This is a genomic window from Fontibacillus panacisegetis (assembly GCF_900102215.1).
Classification (GTDB): Bacteria; Bacillota; Bacilli; order Paenibacillales; family Paenibacillaceae; genus Fontibacillus; species Fontibacillus panacisegetis.
Genome location: NZ_FNBG01000049.1, coordinates 1 through 20,292, shown reverse-complemented (window position 1 = coordinate 20,292; position 20,292 = coordinate 1). Strand labels below are relative to the sequence as shown.

General features: G+C 39.0%; 21 protein-coding genes and 2 pseudogenes. 18 read left to right on the top strand and 5 right to left on the bottom strand.

The window, feature by feature from the left end; translation table 11 throughout:
• The 3 genes from BLS49_RS23325 to BLS49_RS23315 all read left to right on the top strand — a co-directional run.
• A partial coding sequence (locus tag BLS49_RS23325; protein WP_175471525.1) for an IS66 family transposase occupies positions 1 to 386 on the top strand: 386 nt, incomplete at its 5' end.
• A gap of 611 nt (positions 387 to 997) precedes the next feature.
• Entirely contained in the window at positions 998 to 1,126 is a 129-nt protein-coding gene (locus BLS49_RS25650) for a hypothetical protein (RefSeq protein WP_342707227.1), read from the top strand.
• A gap of 224 nt (positions 1,127 to 1,350) precedes the next feature.
• On the top strand, positions 1,351 to 1,692 hold the full coding sequence (locus tag BLS49_RS23315) for a hypothetical protein (protein ID WP_091236323.1): 342 nt from the start codon (positions 1,351 to 1,353) through the stop codon (positions 1,690 to 1,692).
• 195 nt (positions 1,693 to 1,887) lie between these two features.
• On the opposite strand, the gene BLS49_RS23310 is transcribed toward BLS49_RS23315, so the two are convergent.
• Positions 1,888 to 2,406, bottom strand: coding sequence for a hypothetical protein (locus BLS49_RS23310; protein ID WP_091236320.1), 519 nt, complete (start codon positions 2,404 to 2,406; stop codon positions 1,888 to 1,890).
• 304 nt (positions 2,407 to 2,710) lie between these two features.
• Here BLS49_RS23310 and BLS49_RS25870 point away from each other — a divergent pair, with 304 nt between their 5' ends.
• The 8 genes and pseudogenes from BLS49_RS25870 to BLS49_RS23275 all read left to right on the top strand — a co-directional run bounded on the left by BLS49_RS25870 (position 2,711) and on the right by BLS49_RS23275 (position 7,312).
• On the top strand, positions 2,711 to 3,040 hold the full coding sequence (locus tag BLS49_RS25870) for an SF0329 family protein (RefSeq protein WP_425432179.1): 330 nt from the start codon (positions 2,711 to 2,713) through the stop codon (positions 3,038 to 3,040).
• Positions 2,950 to 3,228 (top strand): annotated as a pseudogene (locus BLS49_RS24650) (SF0329 family protein); the annotation flags it as partial. The gene BLS49_RS25870 and the pseudogene BLS49_RS24650, both read left to right, overlap by 91 nt.
• A gap of 102 nt (positions 3,229 to 3,330) precedes the next feature.
• Positions 3,331 to 3,876 carry a GNAT family N-acetyltransferase gene (locus BLS49_RS23300; RefSeq protein WP_091236315.1) on the top strand — a complete coding sequence of 182 codons (546 nt, stop codon included), beginning with the start codon at positions 3,331 to 3,333 and terminating at the stop codon, positions 3,874 to 3,876.
• Positions 3,877 to 4,097: 221 nt separating this feature from the next.
• Positions 4,098 to 4,598, top strand: coding sequence for a GNAT family N-acetyltransferase (locus tag BLS49_RS23295; protein WP_091236312.1), 501 nt, complete (start codon positions 4,098 to 4,100; stop codon positions 4,596 to 4,598).
• A 229-nt stretch (positions 4,599 to 4,827) separates the two neighbouring features.
• A pseudogene (locus tag BLS49_RS23290) lies at positions 4,828 to 5,377 on the top strand (DEAD/DEAH box helicase family protein).
• Positions 5,378 to 5,577: 200 nt separating this feature from the next.
• Positions 5,578 to 6,120 carry a GrpB family protein gene (locus BLS49_RS23285; RefSeq protein ID WP_091236310.1) on the top strand — a complete coding sequence of 181 codons (543 nt, stop codon included), beginning with the start codon at positions 5,578 to 5,580 and terminating at the stop codon, positions 6,118 to 6,120.
• 230 nt (positions 6,121 to 6,350) lie between these two features.
• Complete coding sequence (locus BLS49_RS23280) at positions 6,351 to 6,767, top strand: GNAT family N-acetyltransferase (protein WP_091236307.1); 417 nt, start codon at positions 6,351 to 6,353, stop codon at positions 6,765 to 6,767.
• 140 nt (positions 6,768 to 6,907) lie between these two features.
• The gene (locus BLS49_RS23275; RefSeq protein ID WP_091236304.1) at positions 6,908 to 7,312 is read left to right on the top strand and encodes a GNAT family N-acetyltransferase; all 405 of its coding nucleotides are present in this window, start codon (positions 6,908 to 6,910) and stop codon (positions 7,310 to 7,312) included.
• 29 nt (positions 7,313 to 7,341) lie between these two features.
• Here the strand turns inward: BLS49_RS23275 and BLS49_RS23270 are convergent, their stop codons facing one another.
• Entirely contained in the window at positions 7,342 to 8,235 is an 894-nt protein-coding gene (locus BLS49_RS23270; protein ID WP_091236301.1) for a carbohydrate kinase family protein, read from the bottom strand.
• Positions 8,236 to 8,254: 19 nt separating this feature from the next.
• Positions 8,255 to 9,037 (bottom strand): hypothetical protein, encoded by a 783-nt coding sequence (locus BLS49_RS23265; protein WP_091236299.1) that lies wholly within the window; start codon positions 9,035 to 9,037, stop codon positions 8,255 to 8,257.
• Positions 9,038 to 9,201: 164 nt separating this feature from the next.
• Here BLS49_RS23265 and BLS49_RS23260 point away from each other — a divergent pair, with 164 nt between their 5' ends.
• Positions 9,202 to 10,257, top strand: a complete 1,056-nt coding sequence (locus BLS49_RS23260; RefSeq protein ID WP_091236296.1) for an ArsR/SmtB family transcription factor — start codon at positions 9,202 to 9,204, stop codon at positions 10,255 to 10,257.
• On the opposite strand, the gene BLS49_RS23255 is transcribed toward BLS49_RS23260, so the two are convergent.
• Complete coding sequence (locus BLS49_RS23255) at positions 10,254 to 11,825, bottom strand: leucine-rich repeat domain-containing protein (protein WP_175471524.1); 1,572 nt, start codon at positions 11,823 to 11,825, stop codon at positions 10,254 to 10,256. The genes BLS49_RS23260 and BLS49_RS23255 overlap by 4 nt on opposite strands.
• A gap of 465 nt (positions 11,826 to 12,290) precedes the next feature.
• On the opposite strand from BLS49_RS23255, the gene BLS49_RS23250 reads away from it, so the two are divergent.
• The 4 genes from BLS49_RS23250 to BLS49_RS23235 all read left to right on the top strand — a co-directional run bounded on the left by BLS49_RS23250 (position 12,291) and on the right by BLS49_RS23235 (position 16,563).
• Complete coding sequence (locus BLS49_RS23250; RefSeq protein WP_091236329.1) at positions 12,291 to 14,249, top strand: GTP-binding protein; 1,959 nt, start codon at positions 12,291 to 12,293, stop codon at positions 14,247 to 14,249.
• A gap of 175 nt (positions 14,250 to 14,424) precedes the next feature.
• Positions 14,425 to 14,907 (top strand): hypothetical protein, encoded by a 483-nt coding sequence (locus BLS49_RS23245; RefSeq protein WP_091236291.1) that lies wholly within the window; start codon positions 14,425 to 14,427, stop codon positions 14,905 to 14,907.
• Positions 14,908 to 14,963: 56 nt separating this feature from the next.
• Positions 14,964 to 15,422 (top strand): hypothetical protein, encoded by a 459-nt coding sequence (locus tag BLS49_RS23240; RefSeq protein WP_091236289.1) that lies wholly within the window; start codon positions 14,964 to 14,966, stop codon positions 15,420 to 15,422.
• Between the two features lie 103 nt (positions 15,423 to 15,525).
• On the top strand, positions 15,526 to 16,563 hold the full coding sequence (locus BLS49_RS23235) for a GIY-YIG nuclease family protein (RefSeq protein ID WP_342707228.1): 1,038 nt from the start codon (positions 15,526 to 15,528) through the stop codon (positions 16,561 to 16,563).
• A gap of 94 nt (positions 16,564 to 16,657) precedes the next feature.
• On the opposite strand, the gene BLS49_RS23230 is transcribed toward BLS49_RS23235, so the two are convergent.
• Positions 16,658 to 17,068, bottom strand: coding sequence for a YjdF family protein (locus tag BLS49_RS23230; RefSeq protein ID WP_091236287.1), 411 nt, complete (start codon positions 17,066 to 17,068; stop codon positions 16,658 to 16,660).
• 282 nt (positions 17,069 to 17,350) lie between these two features.
• On the opposite strand from BLS49_RS23230, the gene BLS49_RS23225 reads away from it, so the two are divergent.
• Positions 17,351 to 18,541 carry a chromate transporter gene (locus BLS49_RS23225; protein WP_091236284.1) on the top strand — a complete coding sequence of 397 codons (1,191 nt, stop codon included), beginning with the start codon at positions 17,351 to 17,353 and terminating at the stop codon, positions 18,539 to 18,541.
• A 15-nt stretch (positions 18,542 to 18,556) separates the two neighbouring features.
• Positions 18,557 to 19,900, top strand: coding sequence for a hypothetical protein (locus BLS49_RS23220; protein WP_091236282.1), 1,344 nt, complete (start codon positions 18,557 to 18,559; stop codon positions 19,898 to 19,900).
• Positions 19,901 to 20,292: the final 392 nt, after the last annotated feature.

Here is a 20,292-nt window from a genome sequence, read left to right as displayed (position 1 = left end):
TCCTGATCAGGGAAGTGGAGCAGCACTACGATGAAATTCTGATGTGTGGCGAAACAGAATGGAAACAAGGGTTTATCCCCAAGGAAAAAGGTACACGCGGCAGACATGCCAAAGGAAAAGCAGGGAATTTAGCGCAGCGGTTTCAGCAATACAAAACCGCTATCCTTGCCTTTCTTCGAGATGCCCAAATTCCGTTTGACAATAATCAGGCAGAACGCGATATTCGGATGGTCAAGGTCAAAACTAAAATTTCAGGAGCTTTTCGTACAACGACGGGTGCAGAGCAGTTTGCACGCATTCGCTCCATCGTCTCCACTCTCCTCAAACAGAACCTTTCCGTTCTCAAATCCCTCACTTTCGCCATTCAAGGGCGTCTTCAATTCTGATCCCACCTAAGTAGTAACGAATTATCAGGGATACACCCATTTTCAATATTTCCTGATCTAGAAGGGCTTGCAAAGTATATTAACAAAAAAACTGATAAAGTATAGTCTGCTACACTTAGAAGGCATGAACTTCAGCTAACACCGTATTCACGCATCGGGGCTATCGTCCCTTGGTTATCAGATGTATATTCATAGAAGAAGCTCAGACAACAAACGACCCAGCCTAAGATAAGAGCTATCTAAGACTGGGTCGTTTCGTGAATACCAGAACGTTATCGGAAATTCGGGCAATTGTAAAAAATCAGTTATAAAGAAATTTCAAATCTAAGATGATTAAAGTTCAAAGATGAGGTGATACATATGGAAACTAAAGGTTTTACAAACTGTCTTCAGATTTTTCCGAGCACTGATATGAAAAAGACATCTGAATTTTATGAACGAATTGGTTTTAGAGTAGTAAGCTATATCGACTCGATTGAATCCCATATTTGTTTATATAAAGATCGAATAGAAATCGTATTAACAAATCAAATCAAGAATATATAGTGCCAAATCGAGAAATTCATGGATATGGATATGATGCGTATTTTATTACAGATAACCAAAAGGAAATGGAGAGAAGTTTAGGTGATTTAGGCGTAAAGATCGTACGATCTTTATCAACAACGGATTATAACAACAAGGAATTTGTATTTGAAGATATTGATAGAAGATGGATTGCTGTCGGTAAGAAACAATAAGTAATTAAAATGAAAGATTAGTTAGAAGAAACTTCGAAGATGACCCGAACATCCGATAACACCGTATTCGCGCTACAGGGCTATTGCCCTTTGGTTGTCAGATGTATAATCATGGAAGTAGCTCAGACAACAAATGACCCAGCCTAAGATAAGAGCTATCTAAGACTGGGTCATTTCGTGAATACAATAACGTTATGGGAAAAGAAATAACAGAGGTGAATACAATGAAGGTCATAACACTATGTGGATCAACAAAATTTAAGAGAGAATTTGAACAAGCGAATAGATACTTAACCCTTAAGGGGAAAATTGTTATTAGTTTAGCTTTTTTTGAGCAAAGCGAAGGAATTGAGATTACTAAGGAACAGGCAGAATTATTTGGAGAAATCCATTTTCGTAAAATTGATATGTCAGATGAAATATTTGTTATCGATGTTGATGGTTACATTGGTAGTAGTACAAGAAAAGAAATTGAATATGCAATTGAAAATGGGAAGATAGTTAAGTTCTATTCAAAAAGCGAATTAGTAAAACAAGACAAGACAAACGAATTAATTCTGAAATAATATTGGTGGTAGTTCAAAGAAGTCGCTGACATCTCATAACATAGTATCTACGCTGCGGGCCGTTCGGCCCTTGGTCTGCAAGATGTGATTCGGGGTAGTGAATTCACAGACAACCCTGCTAGGCTAAGTCCGTTGGACCCGGTGCGATGCGCCTTAAGCCTCTCGGGTTCGTAGATACAGGAACGTTAGGCGAAATTAAAGCTTTTCTTCATATATTTTTTTATCATAAAGATATGATTTATCAATTATTTTCTTATATCCCTGAATGTTATTTAGTGTAGGCTTATTTGAAACAATAACTTTATCATCAAATGTTACACGATGTATATACAACTTTATTTTGTGTGTATTTAGAATTGAATCATCTGATTTAATCCATATATAGTGAATTGAGCGTTTACGAATTAAACTCAAAATACTATAAACGCTAGGTACTGAGGCGCAAGCAAGAAATAAATAAACCAAGAAGAGAACTATGTAAAACTCTATATTTTCATTCCCATTAATGAGATAAGTAAAATATATTGCTAATAACGCAGCAATTATTGCTGAAAATAAAGATTGAATGATGAAGATAGATATGTTTTTTTGATCATTCATTAGCATTCTCTCTATTTTGGTCGTTCTAGCTAACGCAATAATCCTAGTAATTAAAATTACCGCACCTAAAAAGGAAGGTATCCCTAAATAAGGTAGAATAGTTCCGATTTCCAATGTATTAACCTCCAGCTTTAATTTATTCTAATGTATCAAAGATTAGGAAGAATTTTCAAGATGGCTTTAACTTCGCCTAACACCATGTTCACGCATTGGGCCATTCGGCCCTCGGTTCGGCAGGAGTTGGATGTTGAATCGGAGTAGTAATTGGCAGCAGCATGGAAGTGGAATCAGCCGGACACAACCAACTCCCTAACCGCATCGAGTCCGTCCTCCGGGCTTAAGGGAGTTGGACGTCGTGAACACATTAACGTTAGACGAAATTCCCTAAATAGAGGTGGGGTATTTGCAATGGAGTAAGATGAAAGAGCAAATTGAATCAAGACTCTGTGAATCTTTGAGAGGCAGAGTCGTTTATAATAGTACTCGATATAGAGGCTCTCATGATAAGGCTGGCAGATCATGGATTACTTTTGATAATGAAATCATACATGACTTTTGTACAGTTAAGTTACGATATGAATTTAATATTGCTGCAGACAGGATCAGGGAGGATTTGATTCTCATGATTGGAGAAATCCAGAACAAAAGGATGGGTATTATGAAGCGTACAAAATTGCAGATGAAGAAATGGAAAGACAAGGAATACATAATCAGTTTGAATTCTATAAAGCAATTGAAAAATATCTAAACTTATCAATAGACGAATCAATGAACTCTCCCAACCCAATAATTAAAGCGATGTCGTGGTTTGATAAGAGATTGGGTAAGAGAAGACTTTTAAAAATTGATGAAGATGAAAACATAATTGTAAATAAATTTAAAAATATCAGACTTAAAGTTGAAGGTGTAATCAATAAAGAGGGGAACTTCGTCTAACACCGTATTCACGCTACAGGGCTATCGCCCTTTGGTTGTCAGATGTATAATCATGGATTTCGTGAATACTGAGAACGTTATATGACAGAAAGGAGTGGAATAATGCAAGTAACTATAAATCTAACAGACCTAGAAACTAAATTCATAATAAACAATTTATACCCCTTATATTTGCATGATTTATCTGAAATATGGGGATGGCAGCCCAATACATATGGAGTTTTTGAAGCAGATGAAATTTTAACTTTAACCGAGCAAAACAACGTGTTCGATATCTGGTGGTCCAAACCAACTATCTTATGCCCATATCTGATACGAGCAAATGAAGTTCCGGTTGGTTTTGCTCTTGTGGCCACCCCGCCGTATACCCCACATGGAAGTAATTTTTACATGAACGAGTTTTTTATTTTAAGGTCATTCCGTGGTAGAGGGGTGGCAGAAGTTGCAGCTATTCAGGTATTTAATAGTCACCGAGGTACTTGGGAGTTGCAGACGAATCCCGGAGAAAACAATAGAAGAGCACAATCCTTTTGGAGAAGAACAGTAAATAACTATACTGAGGGAGCTTACCAAGAAGAAGTCGCTGAAACCAAAAATGATGGAACTAAGTTAATTTTTAGATTTAAGAATAGCAATAATCAGGAATAACAATGTAAGTATTTCAAAGTTCTGTCGTATAACATCGTATTCACGCTGCAGAGCCTATAGACTCCTTGGATTGCCAGAAGTGAAGAAGCGGAATCTGGCAATCAACCCTCTGCACGGCTAAGTGGCAGAGCCACCCGGTGCTGCGCACCTTAAGCCTTTCAGTTCGTAAATACAAGAACGTTATATGAAACTGCCTAAAACTATGAAATGTGGGATGAGACATGAAGATTGATATAAAAGCATTAACTCAATCAGATGATCAATACATATTTGAAATGATTGAAGAAATAGGACTAGGGGAGAATGGATTCACTACTAACTTTACAAATCATGATTATGAAGAATTCAAGAATAGCTTGCCTAGGCTGATTGAAATATCTAAAGGAATAAACCTACCTGATGGTTACGTCCAACAGACAATATATTGGATGTATATTAATGATAGGCCAGTCGCATACGGCAAGCTAAGACATAAACTAAATGATAGGTTACTTGAATATGGAGGACATGTTGGATATATAGTTAGACCAAGTGAAAGAGGAAAGGGATATGGTAAGCTTTTCTTGTCAGAACTAAAAAAGTCAGCAAAGAGTATTGGAATTGAAGAACTTCTTATTACTTGTGATGAGAATAATCTAAGATCTAGGAGAGTAATTGAAAGTAATAATGGAGTTCTTGAAAAAATCAATGAAGGGATATGTAAATACTGGATAAATTTATAGATGGTTATAGTTCGAAGAAGAGGCGGCACCATATAACACAGTATTTACGTTGCGGGCTGCGCCCTTAGTTCTCATGAAGGGTTAAGCATAGGAGTTGATTCAGCGAAGAACCCTGCGAGGCTAAGTCCTTGGGACCCGGTCGCGTGTGCTCCTTAAGCCTCTCGGGCTCGTAGATACAAGAACTTTAGACGAAAGATCATTAAAGCAAATTTATTACGGAGGAATACAAGTGAAGCTAATCATACTTTTCGGCCCACAGGCAGTAGGAAAGATGACAGTGGGCCAATGCCTGGCAGCAAAAACAGATTTAAAGCTATTTCATAATCATATGTCTATTGACTTCGTGTCGCAGTTTTTTGATTACGGAACACCCTCCGGAAAGCGTCTTGTAAGCATGATAAGACGAGAGATATTTGAAGAAGTTTCGAAGAGCGATCTAGAGGGATATGTATGGGCATTCGACCTTCAAAGCGACTGGGACTATATAGAGGAAATTTCAAGCTTATTTGAATCGAGAGGAGGAACCGTATACTTAGTTGAATTAGAGGCAGATCTAGAAGAACGAAAAAAGCGAAATAGTACTGAAAATAGACTTATACATAAACCAACGAAACGGAATGTGAAATGGTCGGAAGAAGAGCTTGTTAAAACTTACGAAAAACACCGATTAAATTCATTGCCTGAAGAGATTACAAAGCAAAACTATTTAAGAATTAATAACATAGGGGTTGGAAGCTGAACAGGTAGCGGAAATGATAAAAGAAAGATTTGAATTATAAGAGTTGAGAGAGTATCAAAGGGGAATGATCCTTCGTATAACATAATACTCAAGCTGCGACTCCTGACGGAGCTTTGGTCTGTTAGATGGACTTCAAGGAGGCAGGTTCAGCAGACACATCTTGACTTTGTCGGACGTCGTGAACACAGGAACGTTATCGGAAAGCTTCGTAAATACATATTATTGTAAGGGGAATCAAGGATGGCTACAAAACCAGTTATCATAGATGATTACAATTACAATTGGCCCAGTATGTTTGACGAACTAGCTTTGATTTTGAAAAAACACTTAGGGAATTTAATTGTGGATATTGAGCACATCGGAAGTACATCCGTTCCTGGTCTCGCAGCGAAATCAATTATAGATCTGGATATCGTAATTAGCTCTATGTCATTACTCCCTGAGCTAATAAATAAGCTAAGTGAATTAGGTTATTACCATGAAGGTAATTTGGGGGTCGAGAACAGAGAAGCATTTGGAAGAAAAGATGAAAGAGTTCCTTATAATCAGGATAATCAACCAAAGCCTGAACATCATCTGTATGTCTGCAATCAAGAAAGTGAGGCATTAATAAAGCATACATTCTTCAGAGATATATTAAGACAGCATTCTTATCTTGTAGAAGAATATGCAGAACTAAAGAAAAAACTTGCAACTATATATAAAGACAATCGGCAAGCCTACACAGAAGGAAAAACTGCATTTGTAAATAAGATCATGAAAGAGTATAAGAGCGATTTGTAATTGAATCAAGGAGACGAAGACATCCGATAATACTGTATTACTATATCTATGCTGCAGGCCGTTCGGCCCTTAGTTTGCAGGACGTGGAAAGCAAAGGAGCTAATTCTGCTCACAACCCTGCAAGGCTAAGTCCGTCGGACCCGGAGCGTCGTAGCTTAAGCCTCTCAGAATCGCAGATATAAGAACGTTATACGAAATTGATGCAATCAATTTTGACATTGGAGGATTATATGAACTTTTCAAACATCGTTCAAAGCACGAATGAAGATAGTGATTACGTTAGAAACAAACTAATTGAATTTAATTCACAGCATGTACTAAATGGTCGATATGAAGAAATTAATTTATGTTTGAAGAATGATAAGGAAGAAATTGTTGCAGGATTGAATAGCGCTATTTGTTGGAATTGGATGGAAATTGATATTTTATGGGTTCATGTTGACTATCGAGAGCAAGGATACGGCAAAAAACTTCTTGAGGAAGCTGAAAAAATATCTAGGGAAAAGAACTGTTCTTTCATTAAATTAAACACTTTTAGTTTCCAGGCTCCTGATTTCTATAAGAAGTATGGATATAAAATTATTGCCGTTATAGAGAATGCTCCAAATGATTATAAACACTATTACTTATTAAAAGAACTTCTATAATTGTAAGTATTTCGAAGCTGGAATTAACATCGTCTTAAACCAACAGTTGAAGAAGCAATTTCAGAGTTATCAATCTTTAGTGAGAAATCACGAATATATTAAGTAAACCGTATAAAATAATATCAAACAGGGGGATGTCAATGAAGATAGGGATTGCAACGGAACAAGATTATACATTTATAGTAGACCGGGATAAACATATACCTGAATCATTGGTAACAACTAAGATTCAAGAAAAAGAGATCTATATAATCAGAGATTCAGAGAGTAAATTGGGATGGATGAGATTTGGATATTTTTGGGATAACATTCCTTTTATGAATATGTTATGGATTGATGAAGAGTATAGAGGACAAGGCATAGGGAAGGAAATCGTATTACTTTGGGAAGAAAACATGCGTCAAAGAGGATTTGAATTAGTAATGACTTCAACTCAATCGAATGAAGAAGCGCAACATTTTTATAGAAAATTGGGGTATCGTGATGCTGGATGTCTATTACTTGATTCTCAACCTTTGGAGGTCATATTAACCAAAAATTTATAACATACGAGAGACTTAAGAAATGGGGGGAATCACCCCCCATAGTATTTAACATACTCTTGCTGTAGTAGTTCCTCGCTTAATTCTGGATAGGCTAATTCTTCGGAAGTAATACTTAATCCCGCACATATGGTAGCAAGACCTAGACATTCCTCTATAGATTTATTACTCAAGTACCCGTACAGAAAGCCGGAAAAGAAACTGTCCCCAGCACCATTGGCATCTTTGAAGATGTAATCCTTAACAATGTTGGATTCTCTCCACACACCGTCTTCACTCAAGCAAGTCGCCCCCTTTTTCCCGTGTGTGCACACCACAAGCTTCTTGCCTTTATGATGAAGATCTGACATGACGCTACTATAATCATCTAAACTATCTGAACTCATGAAGATATAGTCTGCAGCATTGATATAATCCTCATGATAGCTGTTCGTACCATCATAATCGTGAAGGTCGGTCCAGATCGGCTTATTATGCTTCTGACATAGACTGATCAGTTGTTTGGTATAAGCAATAATATTCAGCACCACTATATCGCATTGTCGAATAAGCTCCTCAAGCTTGATCATATCTAATGGGGGATTTGATGAGGACTGAGTTACAAAAATAGATATTCGGCTGCCATCCTGATCCATCAAATTGACATGGCGCTCTGTCCCTTTAGGATCAATATCGTATTGAAAATTAACTCCTGCTTCTTGAAGGCCCTCAACAATCTGATGACCATATAGATCATCTCCAATGATGGAATGTAAAACACAAGGCACGTTTAATTTGCACAAATTAAGTGCTTTGCCCGCACCAGTAGAGCCAATTGTTTCGTGAAAAGGAGCATAATGGATCGTTTGCGACTCTGGCCGGGGAAGCTGAGGTAAGGTAATAATAGAATCGTAGGTTGTACCACCTAATATAAGAACGTTCAACATGCATTTGTTCCTCCTTTAATTAAGATAAGGTTGCTCCTAATTGCAAGGCTAGACTTCTGATCTCTTGAGATAGCTTCCGATTTACTGGATAAATCGTCTCTAAATACGTTAATATTCGGATCGCAGATTGAGGGACCCTGTCATATCCCTGAAGCATTTCATTTAAATGGACGGCGAAGTCGGGAAATCTTGCTTCAACTCTTCGGTCATTACTATACGGATCAAGATCACAAGGCAGTTCTTGACTATGTAAATGTAGTGTGGAGATGATTTGACCTACTGCATAGGATTCTATAAATGTTTTTGCGGACATTTTTTCTCCTCTGGCATATCTGCAAAGACCAACATAAATGTTAGTGATAGCTTCGTTCAAGGGGAAATCTAAGGAGTCAGGACGTTTGATAGGGTTCTGTTGGTCTAAGGTTGGAATTTGTGGCTCATAATCAGGTTTATGCCAGATGATTCTACCTCCATAACAAGGAATATGCTTCAATTCGTCTTCATCAAAAATCGCGAACTCTCCGTATATCCCATCCTCAAACATAATTTTCCAACCGACATCTGCATTTTGAAATTGATAGGACAGTGGATAGACATTATTCAACCAGTCTAAATGATCAATAAATCGAGATGCATTGCCTGATTTGGTAATGACAAAGAAATCCAGATCTGAGTAAGAGTCAAGCCTGTTTAGTTCAGCTCCTACAGAACCCAGCCCCAGCAAAAGCAATGCTTGATCATAATTACTCAGACTTTGACCGATGGCATCCAAACGTTCTAACAATAATCCTTTATCTATCATGTAACCACTCCTTGCTAGATGATTATGCACTTTGATTATACATTAGATAAATATAAAATCAATACAGATTAGATGATTATATAATAAATTGACTCGATTCGTTACAATCCTGTATGATGTATTAGATGTTTATCGAATTCAAATATGAATAGAGGCTGATCACCATGAAAAAATCTATAGATATTCGGATTAGTGCACCAATGGAGTTTTTAAATTCGCTGTTTGCGCTAGGTACTGATAAAGGTTTTATCGAGATGATCCGTGCTTTTGACTTGGAGCCGAACGCCAAGATTACGGGGATGCTTCAAGAAATGAAAAAGACACTTTCTCACTACATACAGCAGGAATTGACATATTTTTTTGATTCAAGTGGATTAGGTTTTATTCTTTATAAATATATAGTCCATAATCCTACCTTGGATAAGGTAAATGAAATCATAGATCAAGTCCAGCAGGACACCGCGGATGAATTTGTATTTAAAATTATTGAAAGTGTCTGTAAAAACACCTTGCCTGAAAGAGGTACACCTGCATACAAAGCATTTAAAGGGAAGCAACTCAAACTATTGCAGTTAATTCAAGATACTAAGTTTCAGGATGAGAATAGAAAGTCTAGAGTTATCGAAGCAGTGGAAAATCCGGAGGAGATCAAGCAGCGGTTTACCTTGTTATTGAATCGATTGAATACCGTAGCATTTACCCCCTTTGAAGATGAAATTATTAAAAATATCGAAACAGAAAAACCTAGATATGATGCGATGCTGAAGGACAATCCTGACCTATTTATTAGCCAATATTTGAATATCGATAGTCTAAAGGATCATCCACCCGGCTATGTTCTTCATTTGAGTTTTTTCAAATACGTAAGCTGTCACGCTTATTCTTCTTATCAGGAGAATGTAAGGGATTGGTTTGTCTTAGGGATATATTCGGAGCTTTTGTTTAACGATTCGGCTATTGCAGAGAGACAAGCTCATTTCTTTAAGGTTCTATCCGATGTGAACAGAATCGCGATTATCAGGCTTCTATCTGAACGCCCATGGTTTGGCCAGGAGCTTGCAGAAGCGTTGAACATTTCACCGCCAACCGTATCTTATCATATTGGTTTCCTGCAACAAATCGGGGTGGTTAGCTTTACAAGAACAGAAAACAGATTTTACTATGAGCTTGATCGTGATAAACTGCTAAGGCCACTTGACGACTTTTTGAAATCATTTTAGTGCTTGTTAACTATTTGCTTGGTTAATATGATGCCATAGCCGTCAGGTTGTACTGACATACCCGATTGAGCAACTATATATCGAATTGGAACATAAGTTGTGCCGCCGTAAATAACAGGGGCGGTATCCATTTCAGACGACTGTCCATTGACAGTTAATTTCGTAGAACCGACGGTCATCTGGATTTTATTCTCTTCGAATTCAATTGTAATTGACTGATCCACCCCATTCCAAGTTACCTTGGCGCCCATTAACTCACTAACCACACGAAGTGGAACTAATGTGCGTCCTTTTTTCTCAATAGGAGCAGCAGGCAGCGTTATATATTCTCCATATGCGTAGGCCGTTTTTTTATTCAGCATTAGAAAAATATCGGGAAATGGTTTGAATTCATCATAAAAAACTTTGGAGCCCTGACCTTGTAAAGCAGCTAAAGCTAAAGAGGAAGGAGTTCCATTTCGAAAATCGATTACATTTCTCACTAAATTGACATCTTGAAGGTTCTTTAATCCCCTAAGTTCTTCAATGGAAACAATTTGATTGTCTGATGCTTCAATCTTTTTAAGATGGACCATTTCTTTCAAAGGAGCCAACGATTTGATCTGATTATTATTGGCATTAATGATTCTCAGACTAGTTAATTTTTCTATCGGCTGCAGGGATGATACCTGATTTTCACTCAAGTTCAACACCTGCAGCTTGTTCATATTAGACAATGGGGACAAATCCGTTATTTGATTATGTAATAATGAAAGCTCTTGCAGCTGTGTCAGGTTTTGAAGTGCTGAAATGTTCTTTGCGTTAAAATAGTTTATGTTCAGCTTTTGAAGCTTGGTCAGCTTTTGAAGAGGAGATAAATCCCCATTGCCCGAACCTCCCAGTATCAATTCCTGAAGATTGGTAAGCGAGCTAAGCGGAGTAATATTGTCGACGGCATTCATTTCCAAATTCAAATTTTTCAATTTCGACATCCCTTTTAAAGGAGCCAGCCCCCGACCTTGAGACAATTGATTCCAGGATAAATCTAAATGTTCAAGCTTAGTAAGTGGCTTTAGAGGTTCAAGATCTGCGATGACATTATAGCTTAAATTCAGATCAGTCAACTGAGTGAGGCCTTCCACTCCTTGAATAGATTCAAGAGACACCCCGATGAGCGTTAACTTTTTCAGCTTTTTTAAATTTTTTAATTCAGTTAAATCCTTGATCGTATGGCGAATCACAGGGTCATGTTTTAATTCAATATGAAGTGATTCTAAATTGTGAAGATATCGTATGCCTTCTAAGCTTAGGATGCCGTTAGGCGGCTCAGATGCATCTTGCTGAGTGGACTTTAATCTGTCTGCCAGCATAGAGTGAACTTCATTCGTGTTAATTGACTTGATTTGATCAACATCACTCTGAGTGATACTTCCGGTTGGTTTGTTAATATAGTGTCTGATTATCATTTCGAAGACAGGGTCGGGAAAAGTAATGGCATTAGATTTGGCTGATGCTGTTGTTATTGGTAATGTGAGTAATTGAAGTAGGACTATTATTAAAATTAATGTAGAGCCAATTATTTTTCTCATTTTGTACCCCCATATGGTTAGATCATAATAAATTAACGTCTTATGTATGAGAAATGTTTTTATAAACAGTTCTTTAACAAAAAAAATAATGGGAATTTCAAATTTTATGTAATATAATTCTCGACATTGTGCTTGCTTACCTTTATATATCTTCGGACCATCCGTTTTGACCTTTGTCAGAATGGATGTTTTTTTGTTGGAAAAGCTGCAAAAGTGCATCATTTATCTGTAGTCACAAATAACAATGAGGAATTCCTGCAAAAATACATCTTTATCGGGTGTTTTTTTGGTTGATGTATGTAAAACATTGGAAAACCTGCACTGTTGCAGGCTTTTGATCCAAATAAGTACTTTGAGTAGAATATACATGCACTATTGCAGCTTTTTGACGAGAACACGTAACGTTCGCTATATTTACTCTATAATCTTTATTATCAGCATAGGTGAGAGGATACACAATGAATGATGAACAAGACGATAGGAATATTAGCGCATGTAGATGCCGGGAAAACAACTTTTTCGGAGCAACTGCTTTATTATACAAAAAGTATAAAAAATCGAGGTAGAGTGGATCACAAGAACACCTTTCTGGATAGTCACGAAATTGAGCGGCAGCGCGGGATTACCGTGTTTTCGGATCAAGGCATGTTCACATATGGCGATTCTAGCTACTATTTGATGGATACGCCGGGCCATACTGATTTTTCCCCCGAGATGGAGAGAGGAATACAGACGATGGATTATGCCATCATTATTGTTAGCGCAGTAGAAGGAATTGAAGGACAGACGGAGACAGTATGGGAGCTGCTGCGTAAACATCAAATCCCGTGTTTTTTCTTTATTAACAAAACAGATCGGGAGGGAGCTGATGTGCAGCAGGTTGTGCACGATATCAGGTCCAATTTTACAGCGGATGCCTGTGATATTACCGACTCGTTATTTGCAGATGGCGGAATGAGCGAGGGGCTGATTGAATACGTTGCGGAGCGCGATGAAGCCCTTTTGAATGAATATATGGAAAAAGGCTACAGCAAGGACCTATGGCTGAACACCATGCGACGGTTGATCAAAACGAACAAAATCTTTCCGTATGCCTGCGGCTCTGCGCTTCAAGCCATAGGAGTAGAGAGCTTTTTGCAGAACCTGGATCAGCTTACCATCACTGAGTACAGTAGCGAGGAGCCTTTTGCTGGACAGGTGTATCGGATTCGTCATGATGAGCATGGCACAAGAATTACATACATCAAAGGGTTGAGCGGCTCGTTAAAGGTTAGGGATACAATCAATTACGGCGATGCTGAGAACACGGTGACGGAGAAAATAACGCAAATTCGCCTATATAATGGGCGGGATTATAAAGCGGTGGATCGGGTGAAAGCGGGGCAGCTTTTTGCAGTAACCGGTCTAACCATGACCACTGTTGGCGACGGAGTAGGTGCATTGAAAGAAAGAGCTAGCTATGAAATGGTTCCTACGTTAAAATCCACGGTTATTTTTGAGCCTAAAGTAAATGTGAAGGAAGCTTTGGCCTATTTTAAAATGTTGAATGCCGAAGACCCCTCATTGAATGTGACCTGGGAAGAAAGGCTGCAGCAGATTCATATTCACGTTATGGGTCAAATTCAGCTTGAGGTGCTGGAGCAACTGGTCAAGGAACGGTTTAGCTTAAATGTAACGTTTAATACACCGGAAATTTTGTATAAGGAGACCATAACGACCGATACCATCGGTTGTGGACATTTTGAACCTTTGGGGCATTATGCCGAGGTGCATCTTCAGCTTCGCCCGGGTGCAAGAAATCGTGGAATTACGTTCCAGAATGCTTGCCATGCCGATGATTTGTCACTAGGGAATCAGAATTTAATTCGCCATCATCTTTTTGAACGAGAACATCATGGTCTGCTTACTGGTTCACCGTTAACCGACGTGGAGGTAACTTTATTGACCGGAAAAGCTCATAATAAACATACCTCCGGCGGTGATTTTAGAGAAGCTGCGTACAGAGCTTTGAGACAAGGGTTAGAAAAAGCGTCCAATGTTCTGCTTGAGCCATATTACCATTTTAAAATTAAAGTTGAACTGGATCATATTGGCCGAGTTATTTCCGATATTGGACAGGCTCATGGAAGCTTTGATGCTCCACGAAGCGAGGGAAATAAGGCTACTATTACTGGAACTGTTCCTGTTGCTACTTTTATGGATTATAGTAGTCAGCTCGCTGCCTTCACCCAAGGAAAAGGTGCTCTGAGCTTAACGTTCGCGGGATATGATCGTTGCCACAATGAACAAGAGGTTATTGAAATGATTGGATACAACAAAGATGCAGATGCCCAATATACGTCCTCGTCCATTTTTTGTGCAAAAGGTCAGGGATATACAGTGAGCTGGGAAGAGGCAGAAGCGAAAATGCATGCATTGAAGTAAAAATGTTATTTTTGAGGAATGTATACAGCGACAGACCAGGACTTTTCTTTTGCATCCTGGTCTGTCGTTTTTTTTGGAAGGAAATTTATAATCAATTGTTTATTTTTAGTCGATATACACTATAAAGGGAGCAATACCATATGTACTAAATTTAGAATAACTCGAGGAGGAAAACATGAGTAATTATCCCATTGCGATAGAAAATTTTCATAACACATTACTTCGATTACAAGGAATTACCGAGATAGAGAGTGGCGTTGAGAACCTGGAGCCGATTGATTCGGAAATGCTGGAGCTCTCTGCTTATGCTCATTTGCCTCATGCTGCATTATTACGCACAAAAGGCGGATTAGAGAATGAAGTGCTCATTCAGTTTGAATTCTTAATCGACAATTCTATTGAAAGCTTACATTCGCTGGAGTTCATTGCTTGGTTTGTCCGTGATCGTGCAAGAGGGGGAACAAAAATCCAATTAAGACCTTTTGCCCTTCCACCGGAAACTCCGTATGGGAGACAGTTGGGGACAACGCTTAGATTTCATATAGATCTATTTGTTGACGGGATTGAGGAGACTTTAGATCCAGCGTTTGATGTTGTTAATGACATTAATAAATCACTCAATACAGCGATTGAATTATACAATATTCCAATTAAGTAACACATATAAATCGAACAGATCGATGTCATTGACGTCGAATGGAGGAAGGATCAGACATGTTTTTTCCGCATCAGGTTAGGAAGGATAAAGATCAAGAATTGCTTGGTAAGTGGAAGCGTTATTTGACAGAGGTATTCTCATTTCATCTGGTGACCCATGGGATCGTAGACTTTGTAAATGATTCGAAACGAATAAGTGAAGCTGAAGCTGCCTCACTTGTTGAAATATTCAATCAAGCGGATCTTGCCTGGATTGGTACGCGTCATCACGAGCCTATGTTATTTCATTTTGCGATTACCTGGATTGATCAGGCGCTTGGAAAGGCCAAGCTGACATACTATATCGATATTTTTCTCGATCAATTACCATTTAGACTAGGGCAAATACTTGAGATTTTGTCGATCTCAGGAATCAATGAGTTACATATTCCTTTTATAGCGCCAGAAATGGATGATAATTATAGAGTAATCTATTTAACTGATGGTACAAGTATAATTAGTATACGATCATCATGATATAGTACAATATAATACGGATTGGTGACTATCGACGTTGAGCCGAGGGGGAATTGGTATTTACATACAAGAGAAAATAGACAGCCTTCCCTTATCTCCTGGAGTGTATCTCATGAAGGATTCACGCGGAGAGATTATTTATGTCGGCAAATCGAAAAGCCTTAAGAAGAGAGTGCAATCGTATTTTTACAACAACAAGTCTCATTCACCAAAGGTGAAGAAGCTTGTTCAGCATGTGAAGGATTTGGACTATAGGGTCACAGATACAGAGTTTGAAGCTTTTATGCTGGAATGTCAGTACATTCAGGAAATCAAGCCGATATATAACAGGAAAATGAAAAATCCGAAAGGTTACTCCTTCATTGTGGTGCGAGAATCCGATGGGATGCGGCGGTTAGTAGTAACTAACAGCATCGACGATGATGATCGTCTTGTGCATTTTGGTCCATATACAGCAAGCAGAATCTCGATAGAGAAGGCGGTTCAAGGCATTCAGGAATGCTTTAAAATCGCTTGCAATTCTACTTCTTCAAATTCGACCCCATGCTTGAACCATTCGCTCGGATTATGCCTGGGAATGTGCATTGGCGGGGAAGCTGTTCAGGAGTACAACGAAATTATGGATTTGCTGATCGGTCTGCTTGATGGAAGTGATCGGACACTCTATAAGGATATGGAACACAAAATGCTGGAGGCGTCAGAGCAATATGATTTTGAAAAGGCTGCGAAATATAGGGATTATATCGAGTCTGTCAAATTTCTGATCAATAAAGAAAAAGTGATTGACTTTGCGGAACAAAATCACAATATCGTGATGATTGAGCCTTTGAACGATGAGGAAATTAAGCTATTTCTTGTGAAGAGGAACAACATCCTATATTGTGAGAAATATTCGGTGGAGTGTTCTAAGTCAGGTAGTTTTATGACAGAAGTAAAAGAACGGGTTTTACATTATTTTGAGGAGAACCCTGAAAAAATGCGGAACGAAGTTCGTCGAGATGAAATCGACACAGCGCAAATCATATACAGCTATTTGCATCATAATAACTGTCATTATATGTTCATTCCTCAGGAGTGGTTGATCGAAGAGAAGCATGACGAAATAGAGTTGTCGCTTCGGAAGTTACTATCGCAGAAGTAAGCAAATGTTCAGGAATTGCAAAAGGTCGCCTGGGGCGACCCTCTGCTGTGTTTAAGGATAGGCTCGAGTTTGGAGTAAGCGAGAAAAGTGAACTCTATCTCCCTCGATGTTTTTCTTTTGCTTTTTGCTGTTTTAATTGATACTTGTATTCCTTCATTTCCTTGAGCATGGTTTTGTTTAGAATCTTTTTTTCCTTTTTTCTTGTTTCAAGCTCAAGCCTCATGGCTTCTTGGGCTGCTGTTGAGACGCCACGCATTTGAATTTCCTTGGCGACCTGTCTAGCCAGACGTTTAGGATTAATTCTTGTGGCAATGTTGGGACAAATCTCCACTTGCTGCTGGCTCGAAGCAAGAAGATCCAGCATTTTGTAATGGACAAATTCCAGAATTTCTCCATCTTTAGGTTCAGCCCCAAACAAAAACTGACATGCTTTGAGGCTAGAACCAACCTGACTCTCTACAACGCCAACCCAATACTGACCATTAAAAAATACGGTTAGCTTCATGCAAACCGCCCCCTTTGATTAAACTGCGAGTGATGGACATCCCAAGGGGGGGAAGGTTACTGACATCGGACAGTAGAGAAGCGTCAACGATATGTCCGGACTACCAACCGGAGCTGTGTTTTTACACTCTTCAACTATTATTAAAGATAAAGGTAATTTTTTCAAGTATTTCAAAGGTGTGTTCAAAAAACATGCAGTTAACACAGCGATTATGATCTTCCATGTGAAAGTTAACAATCAATCAGTAGTATGTTTACATTGACATGGAAGGAGCAACTGTTCATGAAAAAACCAACTATATTTCGCGATCTTCTGGAAGTGTTAGGTGTATCCGTGAAGCTCGGTCTAACTTCATTTGGGGGTCCAATTGCGCATTTAGGTTATTTTCATAATGAATATATACAACGCCGTAAATGGATGGACGAACGTAGCTATGCAGATTTGGTAGCGATAAGTCAGTTTTTGCCGGGGCCGACAAGCAGTCAGGTAGGAATTGGAATTGGCATCGTACGTGCCGGATGGTTGGGAGGTCTGGCAGCTTGGTTAGGCTTTACTATGCCATCGTTGATCGTTATGATTCTGTTTGCTTTTCTTTTGCAAGGATTTGATATCAGCAGTACAGGTTTTATTCATGGTCTTAAAATAGTAGCGGTCGCTATTGTCGCACAAGCCGTTCTTAGTATGGGGCAAAAGCTGGCTCCTGACCGAAATCGAGCTACTATTGTTATCCTTGCAGCAAGCGTTACTCTAATATGGCAAACGGCCTATAGTCAGGTGCTTGTTCTTGCACTCGCAGGAATTGCAGGTCTAATGCTATACAGAAAAATAGACATACCAGATGCGCCAAAGCTGAATGTCTCCATTAGCCGCGGATTTGCTGCAGCTTGCCTGGTTCTCTTTTTTGGACTTATGTTCGCGTTGCCTATGATGAGATCATTTGTCGGGATGGGTTGGGTTTCCATGTTCGACAGCTTTTATCGGGCTGGATCACTTGTGTTTGGTGGGGGCCATGTTGTACTTCCGCTGCTGGAACGTGAGGTTGTACCGACGGGATGGATAAGCAAGTCAGATTTTTTAGCAGGGTACGGAGTGGCACAAGCGGTGCCAGGACCTTTGTTTACTTTTGCTGGTTATGTGGGCGCCATGATCAGCGGAGTACAAGGAGCCTTAATTGCTACAATAGCCGTTTTTTTACCTGGATTTCTGTTGATGGTGGGTGTATTGCCCTTCTGGAACGATTTACGTCATCATATTCAGGTGCAATCCGTTCTTATTGGCGTTAATGCAGCAGTTGTCGGCATATTATTGTCGGCTCTATATAACCCGTTGTGGACCACGGCTATCTTGTTACCAGTGGATTTTGCTCTGGCATGTGTACTTTTTTTAATGCTGGTGTATTGGAAGTTGCCGCCTTGGGTTATTGTTATTGCAGGTGCGGTTGGCGGAATGGTTATCAGTTATTGCGATTTGTAGTATATAGGAGGAGTTATGTTATCATTTCATTCCTTGCCAATAGAAATACAGCATCGAATAGACAAAATGATTGCCGACAGAAGATATGGGGTTGTTCAAACCTATGATTTGCATGACAATCCATATCATGTATTGAATTGGGTCGTAACTTCTAATCGGGACTTAGGAAAAACTCCACGAATGTACTTAGGTCCTATCTATATCGGGAAAATGGACAGAAATAATGAAGAAGCAAGTTATCGCCGCATATTATCCAGACTTTATTACATAACGGAACATATTTCTCAGATGGATGAGTATACAAGGCTGCTTTTGTTATCCAGAATTCATAGCGTGAAATTTGTTGAAGATGCTGAGTTTACGCGACCTGCCATTTCTAAGATTCAAGCGAAACCGTATTTTAATTTTATGGATATTAAAATAGAGATTCGTATGAGTCGCTATAACTGGGAATGGATACGCGAATTTGTAGAGGGAAACTTTCGTGACGAGCTGCTGCATGGCGCTTTATACGCTTTGATGGGAAGCGCTGGTGAAGGGGAGCATGCTTATTATGGTTATGACGGTTATAAACGTAGTCGTCGTTATTTTTTTACACCGTGGCTTAGAAAAATAGGAATTCAAACCGGTCCGGGGGCTATTTTTGCTTTAAGGAATTGGCAATATTTTTTCATGACAGAACGTATCGATGGTGTGGATTATTTATTTAACGTTCCACAGGCCAGCGTACCGGATCGTGCCAAGATTTTTACGCGCAGGGCACTCCATGTACAGAATGGTGAACGGGTTAGCGAAGGTACACTAGAGGATTTCAGAGTGTTTACTCATATGCTTAATCTATATCTTGGAGAAGCGTTAATCACATGGATCAAATCCAGTTGTAAGGTAAGACATGCCGAGAAGAATGAATGTAAAGAAACTACAGCTGTATTTGACGGTACATATTTACAAATTTCATTACCTGAGAATGTACACATCCCATGGTCTGATCGCCTGAAAGGACAATCACGAAGGCTGGAGCTGCATTATACCGTGCCACAATTCGGAACGCTGTTGTTTCTTATGTGCATGTACGCTTATGAAATGATAGACACCTCCAGAGGCTTAGGAAAACAGTTTGCAGATATGAGTCTTCATGTAAATCCTTTTGTTTTATTAGCAGATGAGGTTCAAGTTCAGGAAAATAACGGCACTATGCTAAAAAAGATAATGATAGGTGGAACAACGTATTTAGGGCTGTTACGCTTCAAATCGTCTGTCTGGTATTTTCTCGATCTGGATCAGGGGCGATATATTCCGGTAGATGATGTTGAGTACCGCAAAATTGAACGTGTAATTAGTGATGAGAATGTGAATTAAATATTTCTTGTTTAGCAGTGTAAAGGCAAGATATCAGGAAAAGGATGCAAAAATACAGTTTTTTAAAAGTAGCCATGAAAGGATGAACAAAAGCGTGCAAAAATGCAGGAATATGGTTCAGAATAGACTAGTTTGAAGAGAATCCTTAGAGAAAGCCTGTACATTTGCAGCAATTTAGGTCATTTAGGGGCTTTACATAAACAAAGCCTGCACATTTGCAGGAACTTCAGGAATTCCGCATCATGACACTATTACACATGAGATACGGTCATAGAATGCGGCAGGATCAAGCGGTGTAGGGGGCGTCTTCCTTGCACCGCTATTTCTAGTTTTGACACTAAACCTACTTTTGGGACAGCCCCTTCGTATTATGAGGTCAACCAGATATTACT